The sequence below is a fragment of the Flavobacterium sp. 245 genome (genome assembly GCF_004362055.1).
Classification (GTDB): domain Bacteria; phylum Bacteroidota; class Bacteroidia; order Flavobacteriales; family Flavobacteriaceae; genus Flavobacterium.
On record NZ_SNXB01000005.1, the window covers coordinates 244,210 to 262,612 of the forward strand.

16 protein-coding genes are annotated in these 18,403 nt (G+C 30.9%); all 16 read right to left on the reverse strand.

The features are described from left to right. Positions 1-3: 3 nt before the first annotated feature. Positions 4-1,395 (reverse strand): sugar transferase, encoded by a 1,392-nt coding sequence (locus tag EV145_RS11950; protein WP_133525444.1) that lies wholly within the window; start codon positions 1,393-1,395, stop codon positions 4-6. 74 nt (positions 1,396-1,469) lie between these two features. Beyond that, a complete protein-coding gene (locus tag EV145_RS11955) occupies positions 1,470-2,807 on the reverse strand; it encodes an O-antigen ligase family protein (RefSeq protein WP_133525445.1) in 1,338 nt (445 codons plus the stop codon). An 8-nt stretch (positions 2,808-2,815) separates the two neighbouring features. Further along, positions 2,816-3,916: a glycosyltransferase gene (locus EV145_RS11960; protein ID WP_133525446.1), complete on the reverse strand. Its 1,101-nt coding sequence runs from the start codon at positions 3,914-3,916 to the stop codon at positions 2,816-2,818. A gap of 2 nt (positions 3,917-3,918) precedes the next feature. Next, the gene (locus tag EV145_RS11965; protein ID WP_133525447.1) at positions 3,919-5,034 is read right to left on the reverse strand and encodes a glycosyltransferase; all 1,116 of its coding nucleotides are present in this window, start codon (positions 5,032-5,034) and stop codon (positions 3,919-3,921) included. Beyond that, positions 5,031-6,131, reverse strand: coding sequence for a glycosyltransferase family 4 protein (locus tag EV145_RS11970; RefSeq protein ID WP_133525448.1), 1,101 nt, complete (start codon positions 6,129-6,131; stop codon positions 5,031-5,033). The genes EV145_RS11965 and EV145_RS11970 overlap by 4 nt, the downstream gene beginning before the upstream one ends. Positions 6,132-6,273: 142 nt before the next feature. After that, positions 6,274-7,080, reverse strand: a complete 807-nt coding sequence (locus EV145_RS11975) for a class I SAM-dependent methyltransferase (protein WP_133525449.1) — start codon at positions 7,078-7,080, stop codon at positions 6,274-6,276. Continuing rightward, positions 7,077-8,078 (reverse strand): glycosyltransferase family 2 protein, encoded by a 1,002-nt coding sequence (locus EV145_RS11980; protein WP_133525450.1) that lies wholly within the window; start codon positions 8,076-8,078, stop codon positions 7,077-7,079. The genes EV145_RS11975 and EV145_RS11980 overlap by 4 nt, the downstream gene beginning before the upstream one ends. A gap of 2 nt (positions 8,079-8,080) precedes the next feature. Continuing rightward, positions 8,081-9,619, reverse strand: a complete 1,539-nt coding sequence (locus EV145_RS11985; RefSeq protein ID WP_133525451.1) for a glycosyltransferase family 2 protein — start codon at positions 9,617-9,619, stop codon at positions 8,081-8,083. Positions 9,620-9,630: 11 nt separating this feature from the next. Continuing rightward, the gene (locus EV145_RS11990) at positions 9,631-10,776 is read right to left on the reverse strand and encodes a glycosyltransferase family 4 protein (protein WP_133525452.1); all 1,146 of its coding nucleotides are present in this window, start codon (positions 10,774-10,776) and stop codon (positions 9,631-9,633) included. Between the two features lie 3 nt (positions 10,777-10,779). Then, positions 10,780-11,661 (reverse strand): hypothetical protein, encoded by an 882-nt coding sequence (locus EV145_RS11995; RefSeq protein ID WP_133525453.1) that lies wholly within the window; start codon positions 11,659-11,661, stop codon positions 10,780-10,782. Beyond that, positions 11,661-13,094 carry an MBOAT family O-acyltransferase gene (locus EV145_RS12000; protein ID WP_133525454.1) on the reverse strand — a complete coding sequence of 478 codons (1,434 nt, stop codon included), beginning with the start codon at positions 13,092-13,094 and terminating at the stop codon, positions 11,661-11,663. Before EV145_RS12000 ends, EV145_RS11995 begins: the two co-directional genes overlap by 1 nt. Positions 13,095-13,123: 29 nt before the next feature. Further along, positions 13,124-14,203, reverse strand: a complete 1,080-nt coding sequence (locus tag EV145_RS12005; RefSeq protein ID WP_243739253.1) for a glycosyltransferase family 4 protein — start codon at positions 14,201-14,203, stop codon at positions 13,124-13,126. After that, complete coding sequence (locus EV145_RS12010) at positions 14,194-15,588, reverse strand: hypothetical protein (protein ID WP_243739254.1); 1,395 nt, start codon at positions 15,586-15,588, stop codon at positions 14,194-14,196. The genes EV145_RS12005 and EV145_RS12010 overlap by 10 nt, the downstream gene beginning before the upstream one ends. 1 nt (position 15,589) lies before the next feature. Further along, a complete protein-coding gene (locus EV145_RS12015) occupies positions 15,590-16,525 on the reverse strand; it encodes an NAD(P)-dependent oxidoreductase (RefSeq protein WP_166638446.1) in 936 nt (311 codons plus the stop codon). Beyond that, entirely contained in the window at positions 16,506-17,204 is a 699-nt protein-coding gene (locus tag EV145_RS12020) for a cytidylyltransferase domain-containing protein (protein ID WP_133525456.1), read from the reverse strand. The genes EV145_RS12015 and EV145_RS12020 overlap by 20 nt, the downstream gene beginning before the upstream one ends. Continuing rightward, on the reverse strand, positions 17,204-18,361 hold the full coding sequence (neuC, locus tag EV145_RS12025) for a UDP-N-acetylglucosamine 2-epimerase (protein ID WP_133525457.1): 1,158 nt from the start codon (positions 18,359-18,361) through the stop codon (positions 17,204-17,206). The genes EV145_RS12020 and neuC overlap by 1 nt, the downstream gene beginning before the upstream one ends. Positions 18,362-18,403 lie beyond the last annotated feature (42 nt).

Sequence of the window (18,403 nt, forward strand, 5' to 3'; positions counted from 1 at the left end):
GCATTATTGTCCGCGATAAAACAAAACGGTTGTAATTGTTTTGAAAGTAATACTTAAGTCCAAAAAAATACTGCGGTGTTTTATATAATATAAATCATACTGAAGTTTTATTAGACTTTCGTCAATGGATTCTCCATACGAATAGTTTACCTGAGCCCAACCCGTTAAACCTGGTTTTATAACATGACGAGTTTCATAAAAAGGCATTATTTTAGCAATTTCAGCAACAAAAAAAGGACGCTCGGGTCTAGGTCCAATTACCCCCATATCTCCCATTAAAACATTGAAAAACTGAGGCAATTCATCTAATCTGGATTTACGCATAAATTTCCCAAATGGCGTTACCCTATTATCATTTGATTTCGCGAATGGACCGTTGACATCTGTATTTTCAATCATTGTCCTGAACTTATAAATTTTAAAAATAACACCATTCTTTCCAACGCGCTCCTGTGTATAAAATAAGCTCCCTTTATTTGCGATAAGATTGCCAATTAAAATAAATGGTATAAAAATGAAACAAAATACCAAACCGATGAAAGACAGTACAAATTCTATTAAACGAATTAAAATCAGATATAATTTATTGCTGTTACTACGGCTAAAGGGAAAAAAGCGATAAAAATCACGCTCTATATAATGTACTGGAATGCGCTGTGTTTTATTTTCATAAACCTGCGTATATTCTTTAATAATATTACCAGACTCTAATAAGTGAAGTAATTGCTGATACAAGTCAGCTGTGATTCCGTCTGTTTTTTGGGCCGCGATAACAATTTCAGAAACATTATGATGAATTACAAAATCCTCTAAATCATGTTTCTTAATCTCTTTCACATAATTAAACTCATTATTTTCATCAGAAACTGAATCAGAATTAACAAAACCGATTATTGTATAATGCGGATCAACATTTTCAAGACCTAAAACCAGTTCCTCGACTTGATCCTTATCGCATATCAAAACAACATTTTGAGAAAAACGATGCGAAGCTAGAAAAATAGCATAAAAGAAACGCCAAGCCAGCAATGAAGCAAGAATTGCAAAGTAAAACACCAAAATAACCAATCGCTTTTTTGGAAGCTCAGGCGATAAAACAGGAGTAAATAAATATAAAATAACTGCAGCAGTTGCTGTCAAAACAGTACTTCGAAGTATTAGAAACTGATTACTGGCAATTTGAAGATTATACATTTCGAAAATTGCTCCAAAAACAGCAATATACGCAATAAGCAAAATTGGTCTGTAGAAATAATCGAAATCTAAAACATAATACCGATTATCAAATAGAAAATGTAAAACATATAAACCAGCAAAAATAAAGGCAGCATCAAAAATATGCAATAGTATTTTCCTTTCCGAAATCTCGAAATGCATTTTTTTAGTAGTCATGATCAGTCGTAAGTTTTAAAGTTTGGGGACTTTTTCTTCGACACAAATGTATTATAAAAAAATTATAATTAAACAGCTTAATTTTCAGCTTTTTCCGGTATTGCAATTCGTACCGAAAGCAATGACAAAGCATAAATAAATGCGGGTGCCGCAATTCTCATTGCAGCGTGATTTATAGTTAGTAACCAAAAGAGGTAAAAAGACAAACAATAAAGATGCTGCCTGTTATTTATAAAAAGAATTAATGGCGTTAAAAACAGTATCAATAGCCCAAAAACACCAAACATTCCATGTTCAGCAAGCATTCTAGTTATTTCATTGTGTGAGGCAACTACATCACCTGATTCTTTTCGAAGTTCTTTACCCATTCCAGCCCCTACTCCCATTATAGGATTATCCAAAAAGAATTTAATTTCGGTGTCCATAATTTCTTCTCTTCCACTTAAAGTACTTTTTTTCGCACGTCCTAATGCATCTTTATTGGCATAACGTTTATCAATAAGTCCTCTTGTTTGAATAGAACTATAAGTCCAAATTCCAACACCCATTAACGCAGTTAAGATAAATACCAAACTGAATTTTGCTTTTCCTTTTGCATTAGAAAATCGATACAAAAAAAACAAAAGGCAAATAATCATGACAACTCCAGTTATAATACCGCCTCTAGAAAAAGTTACAACTCCACGATAACTTACAAACAGTAACAAACATACATTCAAAATATTATCTTTAATTGATTTAGAAAACAATACAAGCTGGGTAAAAAAAATAAAGATTCCTAAACCTAAAATTGTTGCCACCTGATTTGGTCCAAATCCTCCAGAGGTTTCAAAATTAGAACCTGTACCGGTCACTACATCTCTCACGCTTGGCGTATATAAAAACAAATAGACTGTTGTTGTGAAAATTGGTAGCCCCATCACCGAAAGAATATTCTGCAATTGAGAAAATTGAATCCGTCTTGAATACATGTATATAGAACAAATTCCTAAACAGACTGGTCCAGAAAGATTAAAAAACAGTAGTTTTTTAACATCAACATCAACTTGATCTACTGAAGCCGTAACCAAAATACAAGGAATAAGTAAAATCAAGAAAAACCAATAAATAAAAGATGATGGAGAGAAACTGCTATAAATCATGCCTAAAAACATGAAAAAAATAAGATTAAATTTCACATATTCATTATTGAAATTCCCTCCAGTCATACGCATGAATACCTCTGCACCAACCAAATATGCACAAACCAGCAATACTTCATTATTTTGATTTTTTGTTTTATTTACCAAATAAATTCCGGCTACAGGTATTATAAGCGCGTATAATTTCGAAAGAACTGGCAAAACAAAAACTGCCAAAGCAATAAGTAAATGCAATAAAATAAGGTAATAATATGTGATCGTTTTATTTTTCATTAAAATATTTAAACTGGAATTTCAGGAGTAAAATTAGTTAAAGAATTTAACCATTGTAAATAATCTTTGATTATTGATTTTTGAGAATATCTTGACTCAACAATATGATGTAATGTCGATCCCATTTGAAGACGCTCATTTTCATTCTCAATTAATCTTATAATCGACTCTGTGAATTGACATAGATCATTTGAATCTACTAAAAGACCTTCACTATCTGAAGAAATAATTTCAGAAATCTGACCCACATTTGTAGCTACAACAGCTTTTTCATATAAGCCATACTCCAAAATTGCTAACGGAAGTCCTTCTGATAAAGATGGTAAAGTTGCGATTTCACATTGTTTTAAGACAGCACCTATATTGTCAACCGTCCCATAAAGAAAAACAGAATTTTCTAATTTAAATTCGTCAATTAAATCTTTTATTTTTTTTGAATGACTATCTTCAAAATCTTTTCCAAAAAAATGAAAAGTCCAATCAGGATGTTTTTCTTTAATTAAATGCGCTGATTTAATTAATAATTCATGATTTTTTTGCGGGCGCAGATTTGCAACACAAACAACCCTTTTATGATCTATTCCTTTTAAAGAAAACACTTTATACGAATCGTTCCTGTCAACAATGAAATTAGGAAAGTAAATTACATTTTTACAATTTAAATATGATTCAGCCCAATTCTTTAAAGCAGAATTTACTGCAACACTTCCAATAAAAAAAAACGAGCCTACTTTCAATGCTATATTTTTTCTAACTTCTAGATCCTGAGAAATTCCATAATGATCATGCCAAATAATTTTGACTTTTGGAAAAACGCATTTAATTAGAACAGCCAAAAAAAATGAAGAACTATGGGCATGTATAACATTAATTGAATGTTTTTTAATATAAGATCTTGCCGTAAAAACAGCTTTTAAGTCTATTAGTTTCTTCTTATTTAAAAACAAGTAATTAACTTCTGCATCAATCTGATTCAAAAGCAAACCTTCTTTTCGCGTTGCAATTAAACCTGAAAATTCAATTTTTTTTGACAATGCATTGGCATAATTTACCGCCATGCGCTCGGCTCCGCCAGCTTCCAAGGTATCTATTATTTGTACAACCCTCATGTTTACAGCAAATTTTTAATTTCAGTTTCAAAAAAATCAGTAGTATAGTTCTGAGACCAATCTTGCGCTAACTTACTTTTAGACATAAAAATATCTTTGTTTTCAAGAAGATTATTGAGCTGTACGACATCTTTTTCCAAATTCATCTTCAATAAAATTCCTCTATTTCCATAATCAAGCATAAACGGAACACACGAAACATTAGTTGCGACAGGAACACAGCCCCAAAACATTCCTTCAGCAATTGCTTTTGGCCATCCTTCACTTTTTGATGGCAGTATTACAAAATGGCTTTTTTGATAGGCTTTTCTTACTGTTTCTTTATTTTGATTTCCATGTAAAACAATGTAGCCTTCTAATTTATTATCACTAATATAAATTTCTAAATTATTCTTTTCGATACCATTTCCATAAACATTCAAAACTGCATTTATTCCTTTTTTAACTAATTCTTGAATTAATTTTATGGCATAAAGGGCATTTTTACCTGAAACCAAACTGCCAACAAAAATAAACTCAGTCTTTAAATCTAAACTGTTTTTTGAAATAATTTCTTTCTCTGCTTCTGAATATGTTGCAGTAAAAAAAGGTTTTATATTTTTGGATTGATCTGGCCAGTCTCCATAAACCAATACTTGCATATTTTTTGTTAAAAAAGAATTACTAAGAATCCACTTTTGTAAACGATACGACAAAGGCTGTTTACTTTCAGAATCCCAATTACCCGCATACTTAGCCGTTTTCTTTTTGTTTGGAAAAAAAATTTGTGCAAGACAACCGATTAAGCCTACATTTCCAGGGCAACGCAAATGAATATGATCTGCATCATACATAGCCCAAAAAATTTGCCAAAAAATGAGAGGAAGCTTAAATATCGAATTAAGAATATTTTTCAAACTAGTGAAATTGAAATTCGGAATTTGCTTAAAATCGATGTTTTCACACTCATAAAAAGTATCAATTTCGGTCAAACCTTTTTTTAATTCTAAAGGAGCGACAACAGCTACTTCATCAATATATTTAAACCAAATATTCATTTCTCTAACATAAGGAGCATATCCCCAAAAAGCACCATCTTTTTGAATATGAACAACATGAGTTATAACAACTAATTTCATTGCAAAATCATATTGGAAAATTTGTTGCAATAATTCATTATCTCAAAATTTTCTAGAAAAGTTATTCTTGCATTGTCACTCATCTTATTATATTCGGAAAAATTACTTTCAACCTTATAAAATAGAGAAACCATTGATTCTAAATTTGGATCAAATTTAAAACAATCCGAACCATCTTGTAAGTAGTTTGCTAGTCCTGTAAAATTAGAAATCAATAAAGGCGTAGAATTCATTAATGCCTCTAAACCTACTGTTGGTAAATTATCTATTTTTGAAGGTATTATTGCAAAATGACTTTGCAGCAAATAGTCATCAACTTTATCATACTTAATTCCACCAAAAAACTTAATTTCACTTACATTAACAATCATTTTTTTTATTTCACTTTCTAAACTTCCGGTGCCAGCAATATTTAAAAATAAATTTGAAAATTTATTTTTTCTTTTATAACTTATAAATGCTTCTATTAATTCTAATATTCCTTTTGAAGGATCAAGTCTTCCTAAATAAGAAATAATAATTTTATTTTCATTCTGAATATTTTTGTATTGAAATCTATCCTTCATTGGATTCAGAAAAACTAAACCCTTTTTTAAGTTATAACTTTTTTTCAAATCTTCTTGTGCTAAATCTGATGGACAAATAATTGCATCACAAAAAAATTTATAAAATATACTTTTTCTAAAAATCAAAACATTCCTTTTCAAATGCTTTCCTCTACTGTCTAAAGCAATTTGTCCCATTAAAGTATGATAATAACTAAATGTTTTCACTCTATTAAATGATAACAATTTTGACAAGCCAATAGCAATATTAGCTCCCACAAAATGTCCTATAACAATATTTGGTTTATATTTAAAATAAAGTTTAGAATACCAAAGAGCATCTTTTAGTGACGTAGGTCTATCTTCTGTAGGCCATGAACAAATAATTATTTCACCTTTTTGTTTTTTGATTGTTTGCATCTCATTAAAAAAAGGCCTGTGTGATATAAAAACAACTCTATTTCCTGTATCTGCTAAATAATTAGCCAAATAATAACTCATTGAAGCAAATGAATTTTCAGAATAATTATGTGCAATTAAAATTGTCTTCATTAGATTTTGTTGGGTTATTTTGCTGCAAATAAGTTCTCTTTCGTTTCTGAAAAAGCTACATTAAAAGATCCTGATATTAATTAATCTTCAAAATATACTACGCTTAAATCACAGGCTATAATACAATTGAACAAACAACAGCCTATTTTTTCGTCATCAACATCGTAACATGCATACAACTAAACAAAACTGAATCTAATGTTTTAGAATCATTCCAATCTTGTTGATGCCATTTTAAACCAATTTCATTTTTCTTTTCGCCAGAGAGTGGCAATATATTTACTAAAGCAATCCATTTTGATTTTCCAAGCAATCCTCTTCGTTCAATAATATTGAAAGAATCCTGAAATAAATAGAATGTTTTTTTTGTAAACGGCCATTCCCAAGCGGCATCAGATTGAAAAGGTCTATACAATGTTCGCAGAACTTTCACGGGAAAACTCGTCTCAAGTGGGTCATAGCTTATAATTTCTCCGCTAAATGCTAATTTTTCATTCAGTTTATCAATTAAAATTGATGTGTTTTCAAAATGGTGGAGTACACCATAGGCGTAAATCAAATCAAAGTCCTTCACTGTGAATTCATCCGAAAGAAAGTCAATTGCTTTTGCTTGTGCATTTGGCAAATGCTTAATTCTTTCACTCAACTTTGCAATCGCAATATCACTCAAATCAATACCCAAATATTCTTTCGAATTTTCTGCCAAATACATTGACCAATAATTCCCTGAAAAACAGCCTAAGTCTAAAACTTTTTTTGTCGACAAATCGCCAAACCATTCTTTATGTAAAACATAAGACTGGTCCTGAACGCCAATATTTTTTTTAATTTGGTTAAGAACCCCGTTTCTAACTTTTGACCAAATATTTGTAGCAAAATTTTTCTTTTTATTATTGTAAAATTCTTTTTGCTTTAAATTCGTTTCTAAAATTGTTTCTTTTGTTATCATTTTTCAATTTTTGGCTTATCAAATAATAAACTCCACCAGCCTATTGTTCTTCCAATTGCTTCTGTAAAAGCTTCTTTTCTTTTATTGCCTGTTAAAACATTACTAAATCTAATTAGCGTCAGCAATATAGTTATTGCATTCCATTTAAAATGATCTTCTAAAGCTGGATTTGGATTTTTTACTCTCCATACATAGTAGCCATTTCTAACAACCATTTTTCCATATTTATATTGGTTTGGCCGTCCTGATGCCGCATGAAAATGCTCTAATTTTGCAGCTGTATTTAAATATAAATTTCCAATTTTTGAAACTCTTAATGTAAAATCTGCATCTTCATACAAACCATATCCTTCAAAATAATTGGAAAAAGAAAGCTCCTCGAAAACCGATTTTCGAAATGAAGAAACGCCGCCCATTAATTGTTCAACCTTGTATATTTTATTACTTGGGGGTAAAAAACCAACGCTTCGTCCATGTGAAAAATTGGGAGAAAAACCCGGAGGACAATCACTGTCTAAACTAAGTTTTTTTCGAAGTATAAATCGGCTACCATCATTTCGTTTCCATTCATCATAATAAAACTCATCAATTCTTGGAATATAATTATCAGAAGTTTTTTCCCATTTTACTTCATTACAAATATAACCTCCAGCTCCTAAAGCATCGGGAAATATTTTATAAGTTTCCATTATTCTCTCAAAATAATCTATTTGTAAAACGGTATCATCGTCTAGAAAACAAACAATTTCATTACTAGGCTCTACATTCCTAATTCCAAAATTTCTTTGTTTTGTAAGACCGCGATTCAGATCATCAACTAAAAAATATTTGAGATTTTCAAATTTGTTCTTTTCTAAAATAATTTTAGTTTGATCATGTAAAGATCCATCAATAATTAAAATCTCATCTGGATAAAAAGTTTGCTTTTGAACCGATTGCAATAATTGTAGCAAGGGTTCTGGACGCATATAAGTACAAATAATTAGAGAGAATTTCATATTTATTTGTGTCTAATTCCTAAATTATTTAATCTTTTAGCATAAAAAAGTGATTTCTTAAACTGAAGGTTTTTATATGGTATTCGAAAAAAACGGTATACGAAACCTCTTTTAGATCCTTTAAAAAGATAGAGAAAAAAGTGTTTGTATTTGTATTCCAAAACTTGTTGTGGTGTAAAATGCTTTACAATACCATACATGACAGTAGGACTTGGTACTGGTCGAATGTTTCTTACCGGAGTATCTAATTCCCAAGGCTGTATTTTTCTTTTTTTTCCGAGAATCTTTGATTGATTTCCCCAAAATCGATATCCTCCAACTGGCGGTTTTAAATGCAAGTTGGCAGAAAAAGGATTATAAAGAATGACCTGTCCTAACTTAAATAACGACAATCCAAAATCACTGTCTTCACCGTACCCACCATCAAAATTAATATCATTCCCAATCAATTTTCTAACATATTCTGTTTTAACGCAAGAATTTGCATTGCTGAAAGTTGGAGTTACGCCAACTTTCCACCTATTTTTTTCAACTTTTTTTAGTTTTTCATTTAAATCTTCCAAATCTTGCTGCTGGTTATCTGCTCGAATATCTAAGCCATTACAGGCACCAGTTTTATAAGTTTGCAAAAGCCTAATATGGTTTTCAATAAAATCTGGAAGTACTCGGACATCATCATCTCCAAAAACAGTATAATCTCCCGTGCATAATTCTATAGCTTCATTTCTTGCTCTGCAGCTTCCTTTTGTTTCCTGCCATTTTACAATTAATTCAAAAGGGAAATCTTTGATTTTATATAATTTTTCGTCTCTTACATTTTCTGGAGTTGCATCAACAATAACAACTTGAGATAACGGATAAGTTTGAACTGCTAAATCTTGCAACAACTGTAAAGTAAAATCCTGGCGCATCATTGTAGGAATAATGTAACTCACAGTTGGTTGCCCCTCAATAGGTAATAATTTACGAGGTTTAATTATAGGCTTTTTAGCTCCTAATTTGAAATTTTTCTTTGCATAAAAAAAAGCATTCCATTCTTTCCATTTCCAAAATCCTTCTCTGTACAACATAAATGCAGAGTGATCCAATTTGAAATTTTTTCGAAAAAACACATATCTGTCTTTTGCAGATATATCAATTTTTTCTTCTAAATTTTCCTGAAAAAGTCCTTTAATAAAAAGTGGAACTGCCGCGGAATTACGCAACGCATTGTATCCAAAATCTAATGCCTGTAATTGAACATTTTCATATTCTGCATCAAAACCTTTTAATTGTTCCCAAACAGATTTACGAACTGCAAATTGATTAGGATTAACTCTCCAACTTACACATTCATCAAGATTATCAAAATCATTAATAAACATAAAAAAGACAGCAGTCTGATATACTAATTCTGGAAAAGCATTTTTATAGCCCTGTTCAAATGAACTGTGCCAAATATCTCCTGCACCAGATGCTAAAACTTCTAACTTCTCAAAATTAGGTTGACCATTATAAAGTATAATTTCTCCGGTACTTGTTAAAAATTCCTTTAGTATCATTTTAATGTGAATTATACTTTCATTTTTTTATAAAATTCAATATTTCTTTTAACCAAAATTTCTATATCGAAACATTCTTGAACTTTCTTCCTTGCTGCCTTTCCTGTTTCAAGACAAAGTTGTTGATTTTCTAAAAACTCAATTAATCTTCGAGCGTATAAATCGTGATCTTTTGGATCAACTAAAAATCCGTTTTTTTCTTCATCTATCATTTCATTTGCCCAGCCAATATTTGAAGCTACAATTGGTTTTTCCATTGCCATTGCCTCTAACCAAGAAACCGGAAAAGCTTCTGCAAAAGATGGAAAAACACATATTTTTGATTCCTGAATTTTTTGTTTTATTTCGCTGTAAGGAATACTTCCAAGATATTCGACATTTTTTAAAGCCTTCTCAGAAAAAAGATTTTGCATCATTTCCCATGTTGAAGAATTTCCTGAAATAATATCTAAAACATCTTTTCCTATTAAAACTAATTTTGTTTCAGGATGCTTTTCGATAACTTTATTAAAAATCAGAGGTAATTCTAAAAGTCCTTTTTTTCTAATAAGGCTTCCAAAGTATAAGATATTTTGTTTAGTCTGTTTATCTAAATCATCTTTTTTAAACAATTCCGAATCAATAAGATTTGGAATGATTTCAAACTTCTTATTTAAATTAAAAATTAAATTCGTTTTATCTGCAGTAAACTGACTTGCCGATAATAAACTATCAGCTTTTTGAATTGCTCTTTTTTCATGAAACTTATTTACCCATTTTACAGGACGATTATCTAAATGACAGAAATACGTATCAGAACCATGCAATCGTATTATAATTGGACATTTATTTGGCTTGATAAATGAAGTTATTCCGGTCCAATCTGGTGCTTCTACTAAATCAATTTCTTTATTCGAGTATAATTCATTTATAATTCTTTCAAGTTTTTTTTTTGTAAACCACCATGACAATCCTTTAACTTTTACATTTTTAATCTGCTGAATTAAAACGCCATTATCATCAAAAAGAGAATCTTCTTTTTGTCCATAAACAAGTACTCGCACTGAAACATCTTGTGCTAAAAGTCCAATTGCCAAATTCTTGATACTGGTTCCAATGCCTCCTGAGTTACCAGTTTTGGCATGGGGATATTCTGGTGTTAAAAAAGCTATTTTCATATTTTATTTATTGAAAAAATCTTTTAAAATTCTGTCCGTAAATAGTTTTGCTCCACTATCTGTCATATGCCCACAAGATGAAAAATATTTATCCTCAACCACAACATTCTCATAATTATGAATTTCTGGATAAGCTTTTTTAACCTTGTCAAAATAATTCATCCCTACTACATTTTCACACATTGGCGTCATTATAGTGATAAGATTTATGTTGTTTTCTTTACAGACTTTCTTGATTTCTTCATAATATTTATTATGAGGGAGTGGATTTAAATTGACAATATTGTTTTTCATATTGCCGTTTTTGTGTTTTTTTAAAGGATAAAATCCTAGATTATCTAAAGCATTTGTTGTTTGATTGGTAACAATTTTGTAGGTTTCCCGAAATCCAATTTTCGAATCATATTTTATATATCTATAAAATGGTATATAATAAAGTTCATTAAAATTTTCTTGAGATTTAAATTGTTCTTTTATAATCTCTGAATTATGAATGTAAGGTAAAAACTTTGCCGACACTCCTTCAGATTCTTTATCATTTGACAAATTTAAATCGGCTTCAAGAATGACGTTCTTAATTGTATACTTTCTTTCGATCATTAATTTCAACATTAATGAAGCTTCAAATAAATGTCCACCGCTCATTCCGTAATTGAAAGTTTTTAAACCTTTGTCTTCAAACATCTGTGACACAAAATGATTGTTGGCTCTTGATGAACCTAAAATTACAACATCATATTTCTTTCCGCTCGAATTAAAAACAGTTTCGATTTTTCCTCTATTTTTTGATTGCAGAAAGACATAAGTATAAAGTCCATCTAATGCAATAGCAATCAAAATAGCTAAAGCAAAAATTTTGGTTGTATAAATTATAAAATTCTTCATTAAAACTGAAAATATATAAATTCTTTATAATCTGAAAAAGTTCCCAAAGCCATTATGGCAACTAAAGCTAAAGCTACCTTCAATGAACTTCTTTTTCCTGAAAGGGGCTCAACCTTGTTTAGATTATTCCATTCTATCAATACAAATAAACCAATCATTCCCACTAACTCATAACTATAACGCTCGTTTTCTAAAAATTGAAAACTAAAATCTCGGTTTAAAAAAATTCTTTTTATATATAAAACTGCATCAGTGATTGTTTTCGCTCTAAAAAATATCCAAGCTGTACATGTCAGTAAAAAGGTATATAGAATGCTCATTGCAATTTTGACCGAATCAAAATCAAATTTTAATTGAATGGCGCCCATATTGTTGCGATTGCTATTTGATAAAAGTAACGGCAGAAAATAAATAGCATTAATTAATCCCCAGATTACATAGGTCCAATTAGCTCCATGCCAAAATCCGCTTACCAAGAAAATGATAAATGTGTTTCTGATTTTCATCCAAAGTCCACCTTTGCTTCCCCCTAACGGAATATATAGATAATCACGAAACCAAGATGAAAGTGAAATGTGCCAGCGGCGCCAAAACTCAGCGATATCTCTTGAAAAATAGGGATAATTGAAATTTCTTAATAAATCTAAACCAAATAATCTTGAAACGCCTAAAGCAATATCAGAATAACCTGAAAAATCTCCATAAATTTGAAATGCAAAATAAATGGCACCTAGAATTAAAGAAAATGAATTCATTCCAGAATAGTTATCAAAAATAGCGTTGGCATAAGTTGCGCAAGTATCGGCAATGACAACTTTTTTAACTAATCCCCAAATAATTTGACAAACTCCTTCTTTTGCTGTTTGAAAATTGAATTCTCTTTTTACCTTTACCTGAGGAAGCAAATGCGTTGCTCTTTCGATTGGGCCTGCTACTAGAAGCGGAAAATAGCTCACAAACAGAGAATAATCAACAAAATTATATTCGGCTTTAATTCGTTTGTAATAAATATCTATAACATATGAAAGTCCGTGAAAAGTATAGAACGAAATTCCGACAGGGAGGATAACTTTTAATAAAACTGGACTCGCCTTGAAACCAACTCCATTTAATAGATCTGAAAATGAAGCGGCGAAAAAGTTATAGTATTTAAAAATCCCTAAAAATCCGAGATTGACTATTATACTGAGCCAAAACCAAAATTTACGACTGTTTTCAGATTTTCCTCTTTCAATTTGGATTCCAGTATAGTAATCTAGAAATGTAGAGAAAACGAGCAAAAACAAAAACCTCCAATCCCAACAGGAATAAAAATAATAACTCGCTATAATTAATAAAGCATTTTGTGTGCTTTTAGTTTTGTTAAAGACAAACCAATACAAGAAAAAAACGATTGGCAAAAAAATAGCAAATGCTAATGAATTAAAAAACATTTATGTATTTATAAAATTGTAAAACTTATCTATTTGAAAAGCAGTTCAAAATGGTCTTTTACCATTTTCGGCAAAGAAAAGGAATTGCAAATTAATTCCCTCGTATTAATCGATATCTTTTTGTTTCCCAAATAAACATCTTCAAGAATTTTAGTTAAGGCTTTTATGTTTTTTGCTTCAAAAATATATCCGTTTTCAGCATTTTTTATAACTTCTGCATTTCCCCCAACATTTGTGGTTACAACTGGAACATTTGCCGCCAAGCTTTCTAAAATAGACAAACTGAAACATTCCATATGTGTGGGCTGAAGCATATAGTCATATTGAAAAAAAATCTCATTTAAGTTGGGTTTGCTTCCTTTAAAAAGGAAATTATTTTGAAGTGAATACCGCCCAATCTTCTCTAACAATATATTCTTGTAAGGTCCGTCACCATAAATATCAATCTTAATTTCTTCTTTTATTTCATTTGGAAGAAACGAAACAGATTCAATTAAATCTTGTATCCCTTTTGATTCTCTAAGATGAGAGGCTACTAAAAAAGTAGGTTTATAAACACTTCTATTCTGTCGAATTAAAATCTTATCTATAACAACTCCATTATAAATTGTTTTAGTTTTATGTCCTAAATGTGATCCAAAATCTTTTAAAATCTCATTTACTGTATAATCAGAAACGCCAATGAATAAATTTATATATTTTGAGAACAGTAATCCTTTCAGTTTTTTATTTATTCTTTTCTTAAATGAATATCCGTTTAAAGGTCTTGGATTATGATCTATAGCAATAATTTCTGCAGTAGAAAGTTGTTTTACTTTTTTAAAAAAGGGTGTACACAATTCTACAAAATGAGTAATAATATGAGAATACTGTGGCTTATTATGTTCAAGAAATGTTAGAAAACTTTTCTCCACATTCGTTCCAGAACTGTAAATCTTCAATTCTGAATAATTGTCATGTTTTGAGTTATTAGGAAAAAACCAATCTACTTCAATATTATTTTCTTTGCATTTTTGATCAAAACTCCAAAAAAAGTGATCCATTCCTCCAATTCTTTCTGGAAGTAATTCGTAATTGCAGATAATTGCTATTTTTTTCTTTAAGCCCATCCCTGTAATGTCTCTGCAATTCTCTTTCCAGTATTTTCAAGAGGTCGGCTTACCTGCATTTCTACTAATCTCGCTCTTTCTTTTTCATCAATTTCGGGATTTTGCAGATAAAGATTGATAGCACTAATCAATTCACTATCATTTTTTGCAATTCTAGTAGATTTTGAATTCACCACATTTTTTATATGCTCATAATCTAGAAACTTTTGATCATTATACAATCCACTATCTATGCTCCCAAAAACTGGGTTAATTACAGGTTTCTTAAAACACATAAAATCCAAACTCATTGTTGAAAGCATGTTTATATTTAAATCTGAAAACTGTAATATACTGCGCAGATCAATAACATCTTCAACAGTTGGTACTCTCTGCGACCATGATTCTTGGTGGTCTTTTCTTGTAAGAACCCATTTTGGAAAATTCCATTTAATAAAAGAATATTTCTCTTTCAAATCTTTAAAACGAGAACCGTCTTCAGCGGGAGAGATTCTTACCAAAAAATTGACTTTTGGAATATTGTTATTTGTAATTGCGCTTGCTATTGTATCAATATAAAGTTCATCATTTTTACTTGTTGATACATCTCCACAACTAAAGCATATTGTTTTCATTGAAGGATCCAAATCAAATTCATTATGAAATTTTTCCTTTGTAGATTTATATCGATCCAGAACATAAGGTTCAAATTGGGGAGTTCCAACAACTTTAATTTGTTGTTCTTTAACAGATGGATAAAATTGTAAAAGTTCTGATTTCATTAAATCACTCCATACTAAGTAGCAATCATAATTGCCTGACATTCTCCCTTTAGAAGCTAAATTATCCCAACTAAAAATAAAAGTAGCTGTCCTTACTTTCAATAATTCTGCTGCATAAATGACCGGAGCTATAAAAGGTGGTCGCTGATGGGTAAAAAATAATAAATCAAAATTTTCTTTTTTTAAAATTTCAAAATATTCTTTAGTGATGACATCATTCTTAAAAAATAATTGCTGGCAATGATTAAAACGCTGTATCCACTTTTCAGAATTCAGAAAAGAAGTTAATTTAAAAATAAATCTCGTAGCATACCCTCGCGGATTCTTTGCATTTGTCCAATTTTTTTGAAGATTTATCTCAATTCCCTTGTTCTGTTTTTTGTGAAGCTGTAAGTGGGCAACTTCTTTTGATTTTCTAAAAAACCAAGTAAAAAAACTTTCATTGAAAATCGATAATTCTATAATTTCACAATTAACATTTAAGTCTTTATAAGCTTCTTTTGGAAGACAAGATAATATCACAACTTCATTAAATGATTCCTGTGCCTTTTGATAAAAATCGCTAAGCATGAAATTCCTAAAACCTACTCCATCAGTTATTACTATTCCTAATTTACTCATCATTTCAAATACTATTTCTACAAAACTTTTCTACAATAAATTCCTCTGTCATTGCCATAGATTCAAAGGTGGCTCCAGCTATATGTGGCGTAATAATAATATTAAATCCTTTATTAGCTAAAGCTATTAATACGTTCTTTTCATTTTCATGTTGGAACTCATCAGATATAACATCCGTTGCGATACCTTTAATTAAACCTTCTTCTATTTTGGTGGCAATTACTTTTTCATCCCAAATTTTTCCTCGAGACGTATTAATAACAAAAACTTCTTTTTTGACGCCACTTAGAAGATTTTCATCTATAAAATACTTATTCTCTTCTGTGTAAGGTATATGGATCGAAATAATATCTGCCCAAGAAAATAAGGTCGTCGGGGTTGCAAATCTTTCATATTCTGATTCAAAAGAAAGTACATCGTAAAATCCTACATTCATACCAAAAGCTGATGCAATATGGGCTACTTGCTTGCCAACTCTTCCTAATCCTAAAACAGCGATATTTTTGCCTTTTAGATTATTATTTTTAAATCTATCTCTATCCCAATTTCCTAATTTTACATCATCAAATGCAAAAGGTACTTTTTTAATTAAGGAAAGAATTAGAGCCCAAGTATGTTCTGCAGTTGACGGAATACTTTCTAAAAAATTAGTTTCCCCTTTTAAGGTAAAAATTCTACCGCCTTTTGAAGCAAAATAGTCTTCATCAATATGATCTGTTCCGGTCGTAGCCGAAAGGATATATTTTAAATTTGGCAACTGGTCAATTATAGAATTGCTAATCTTAAACTTTAATCTAACAAAAATTGCAGAAGCATCAATACATTCTGATATAAGTTGCTGTTCATTTTTACAATCTAACAGCTTTACACTCGCAATTTCTGAAAGTTTCTCTAATCCCTTTGGGCTAAAATGCTCGGATTCAGTTATTGCTATTTTCATCTTTCCAATCATCATATAATAAAGTTGCCAGTGCAAAATCCCTTTTGTTATCAATATTGACGAGCCAATTTGGATCCATTATATAAGGTTTTTTATATGTAGGCATTAAGGTATTTTGTTCTAAAAATGCTTTTTGAGTCACTGCATAAAAGCAGCCATTTCTATAATAAACGGGTGTTAAATCTTGTCTTCTTAAAGTTTCGCCCGAATTGATGTAAGGAATCAAATTGATGTTTTCATCAAGCTGATACATTCGAGCTGGATGAATGTCATCCATAGGCACAACGCTGATGACGCCCTCTAATGACAAATCCTTTTTAAACATATTAATAATTTCATCCAATTGCTGCGCGGAGCGAAGCGGAGCCGTTGGTTGCAGTAAAACTAACAAATCGTAATCGCTTTTTAAAGTATCTAATACATGCTTAACTGCGTTTACTACAGGACTATCATCTTTTGCGAGATTATCTGGTCTTACTATTATATCTACATTTTCTTTTTCGACAACATTTATAATTTCAGGACTATCCGTAGTAACCACAATCTTCGAAATCATTTTAGACTCCTTTGCACAATCAATGGCATGAACAATAAGCGACTTATCTCCTAGGAGTTTTATGTTTTTTCCTGGAACGCCCTTTGAGCCACCTCGAGCCGGGATGATAGCAAGAATTTTCATTAATACATTATTGTTTTATGAAATTGCAAAGGTAATTCAGCCAGCAAGTCAGCTATCTGTTCACCAGCTTTTCCAGCACCATAAATTGACGATGACTCTGCTTTCCCTTTTTGAACAGCCGTTTTAATGGCGGTCTCAATTTGTTCTTGTGAATAATCAACATCAACACTATTTCCTCCACGATCTCTTCTGTTTTGACGTGAGCCTATATTGATTACTGGAACTCCTAAAAAGGCACATTCACGAATACCAACACTAGAGTTCCCTATTAAACATTCACTGTGCTTTAATAATTCAAGAAAATCTTTCCCTTCCATATTCTTAAAAAAGTGAACATTAGGCAACTGATGCTGCTCTCTAAAAGCACGTATTCCTGTTGAAGTCCCATCTGCTCCGGCATCGACATTTGGCCAAAACCAAAGTGTAGGCTTATTTATTTTGTAAATAGCTTCAAGAGTAGCTTCTATATGCTTTCTAGAATCTTTATATTCTGTAGTAACAGGATGTTGCATTACGACCAAATATCCATTTGATAAATCAGGTGTTGCGCCCACTCCTCCATATTTTTGGTAAGGATCAAATGGAAGTTTTTCGCTTTTTATAATCTCTTCTGCTAAATCAATAGAAGGACAGCCAGTATTAAAAACAAATTCTGGATCTTCTCCTAATTTTATAACTCTATCTTTTGCATTTTCTGAAGCTACAAAATGATAATCTGATAATTTTGTGATTGCATGACGTACTTTTTCGTCAATATTTCCAGTAACTTCACCTCCTTGAATGTGCGCTAGAGGAATATTCATATAAGAAGCTGCAATAGCAGTTGCCATTGTTTCAAATCGGTCGGCTACGGTTACCACAATATCTGGTTTTAAATTATCAAAAACCGTAGATAATTCTAAAATCCCAATTCCTGTCGTTTTTGCTGCAGCAGTTAGATTTTCTCCTTCTAATACGTTAAAAACTTTCGCGGCAATATTGAAACCGTCTTTCTCTATAAAATTCACGGCAGAACCGTATCTATCCAATAAAGCCGAAGCCGCTACAACCAAAAGCAATTCTAAATCCGGGTGCTTTTGAATAGCTGATAATACAGTTTTTACACGACTATAAGAAGGTCGGGCTGTGATTACCACAGCTATTTTTCTTTTTGGCATTTTTAATTTATTAAAGGGCTAAAGTAGATAAAAAAGAGGAAA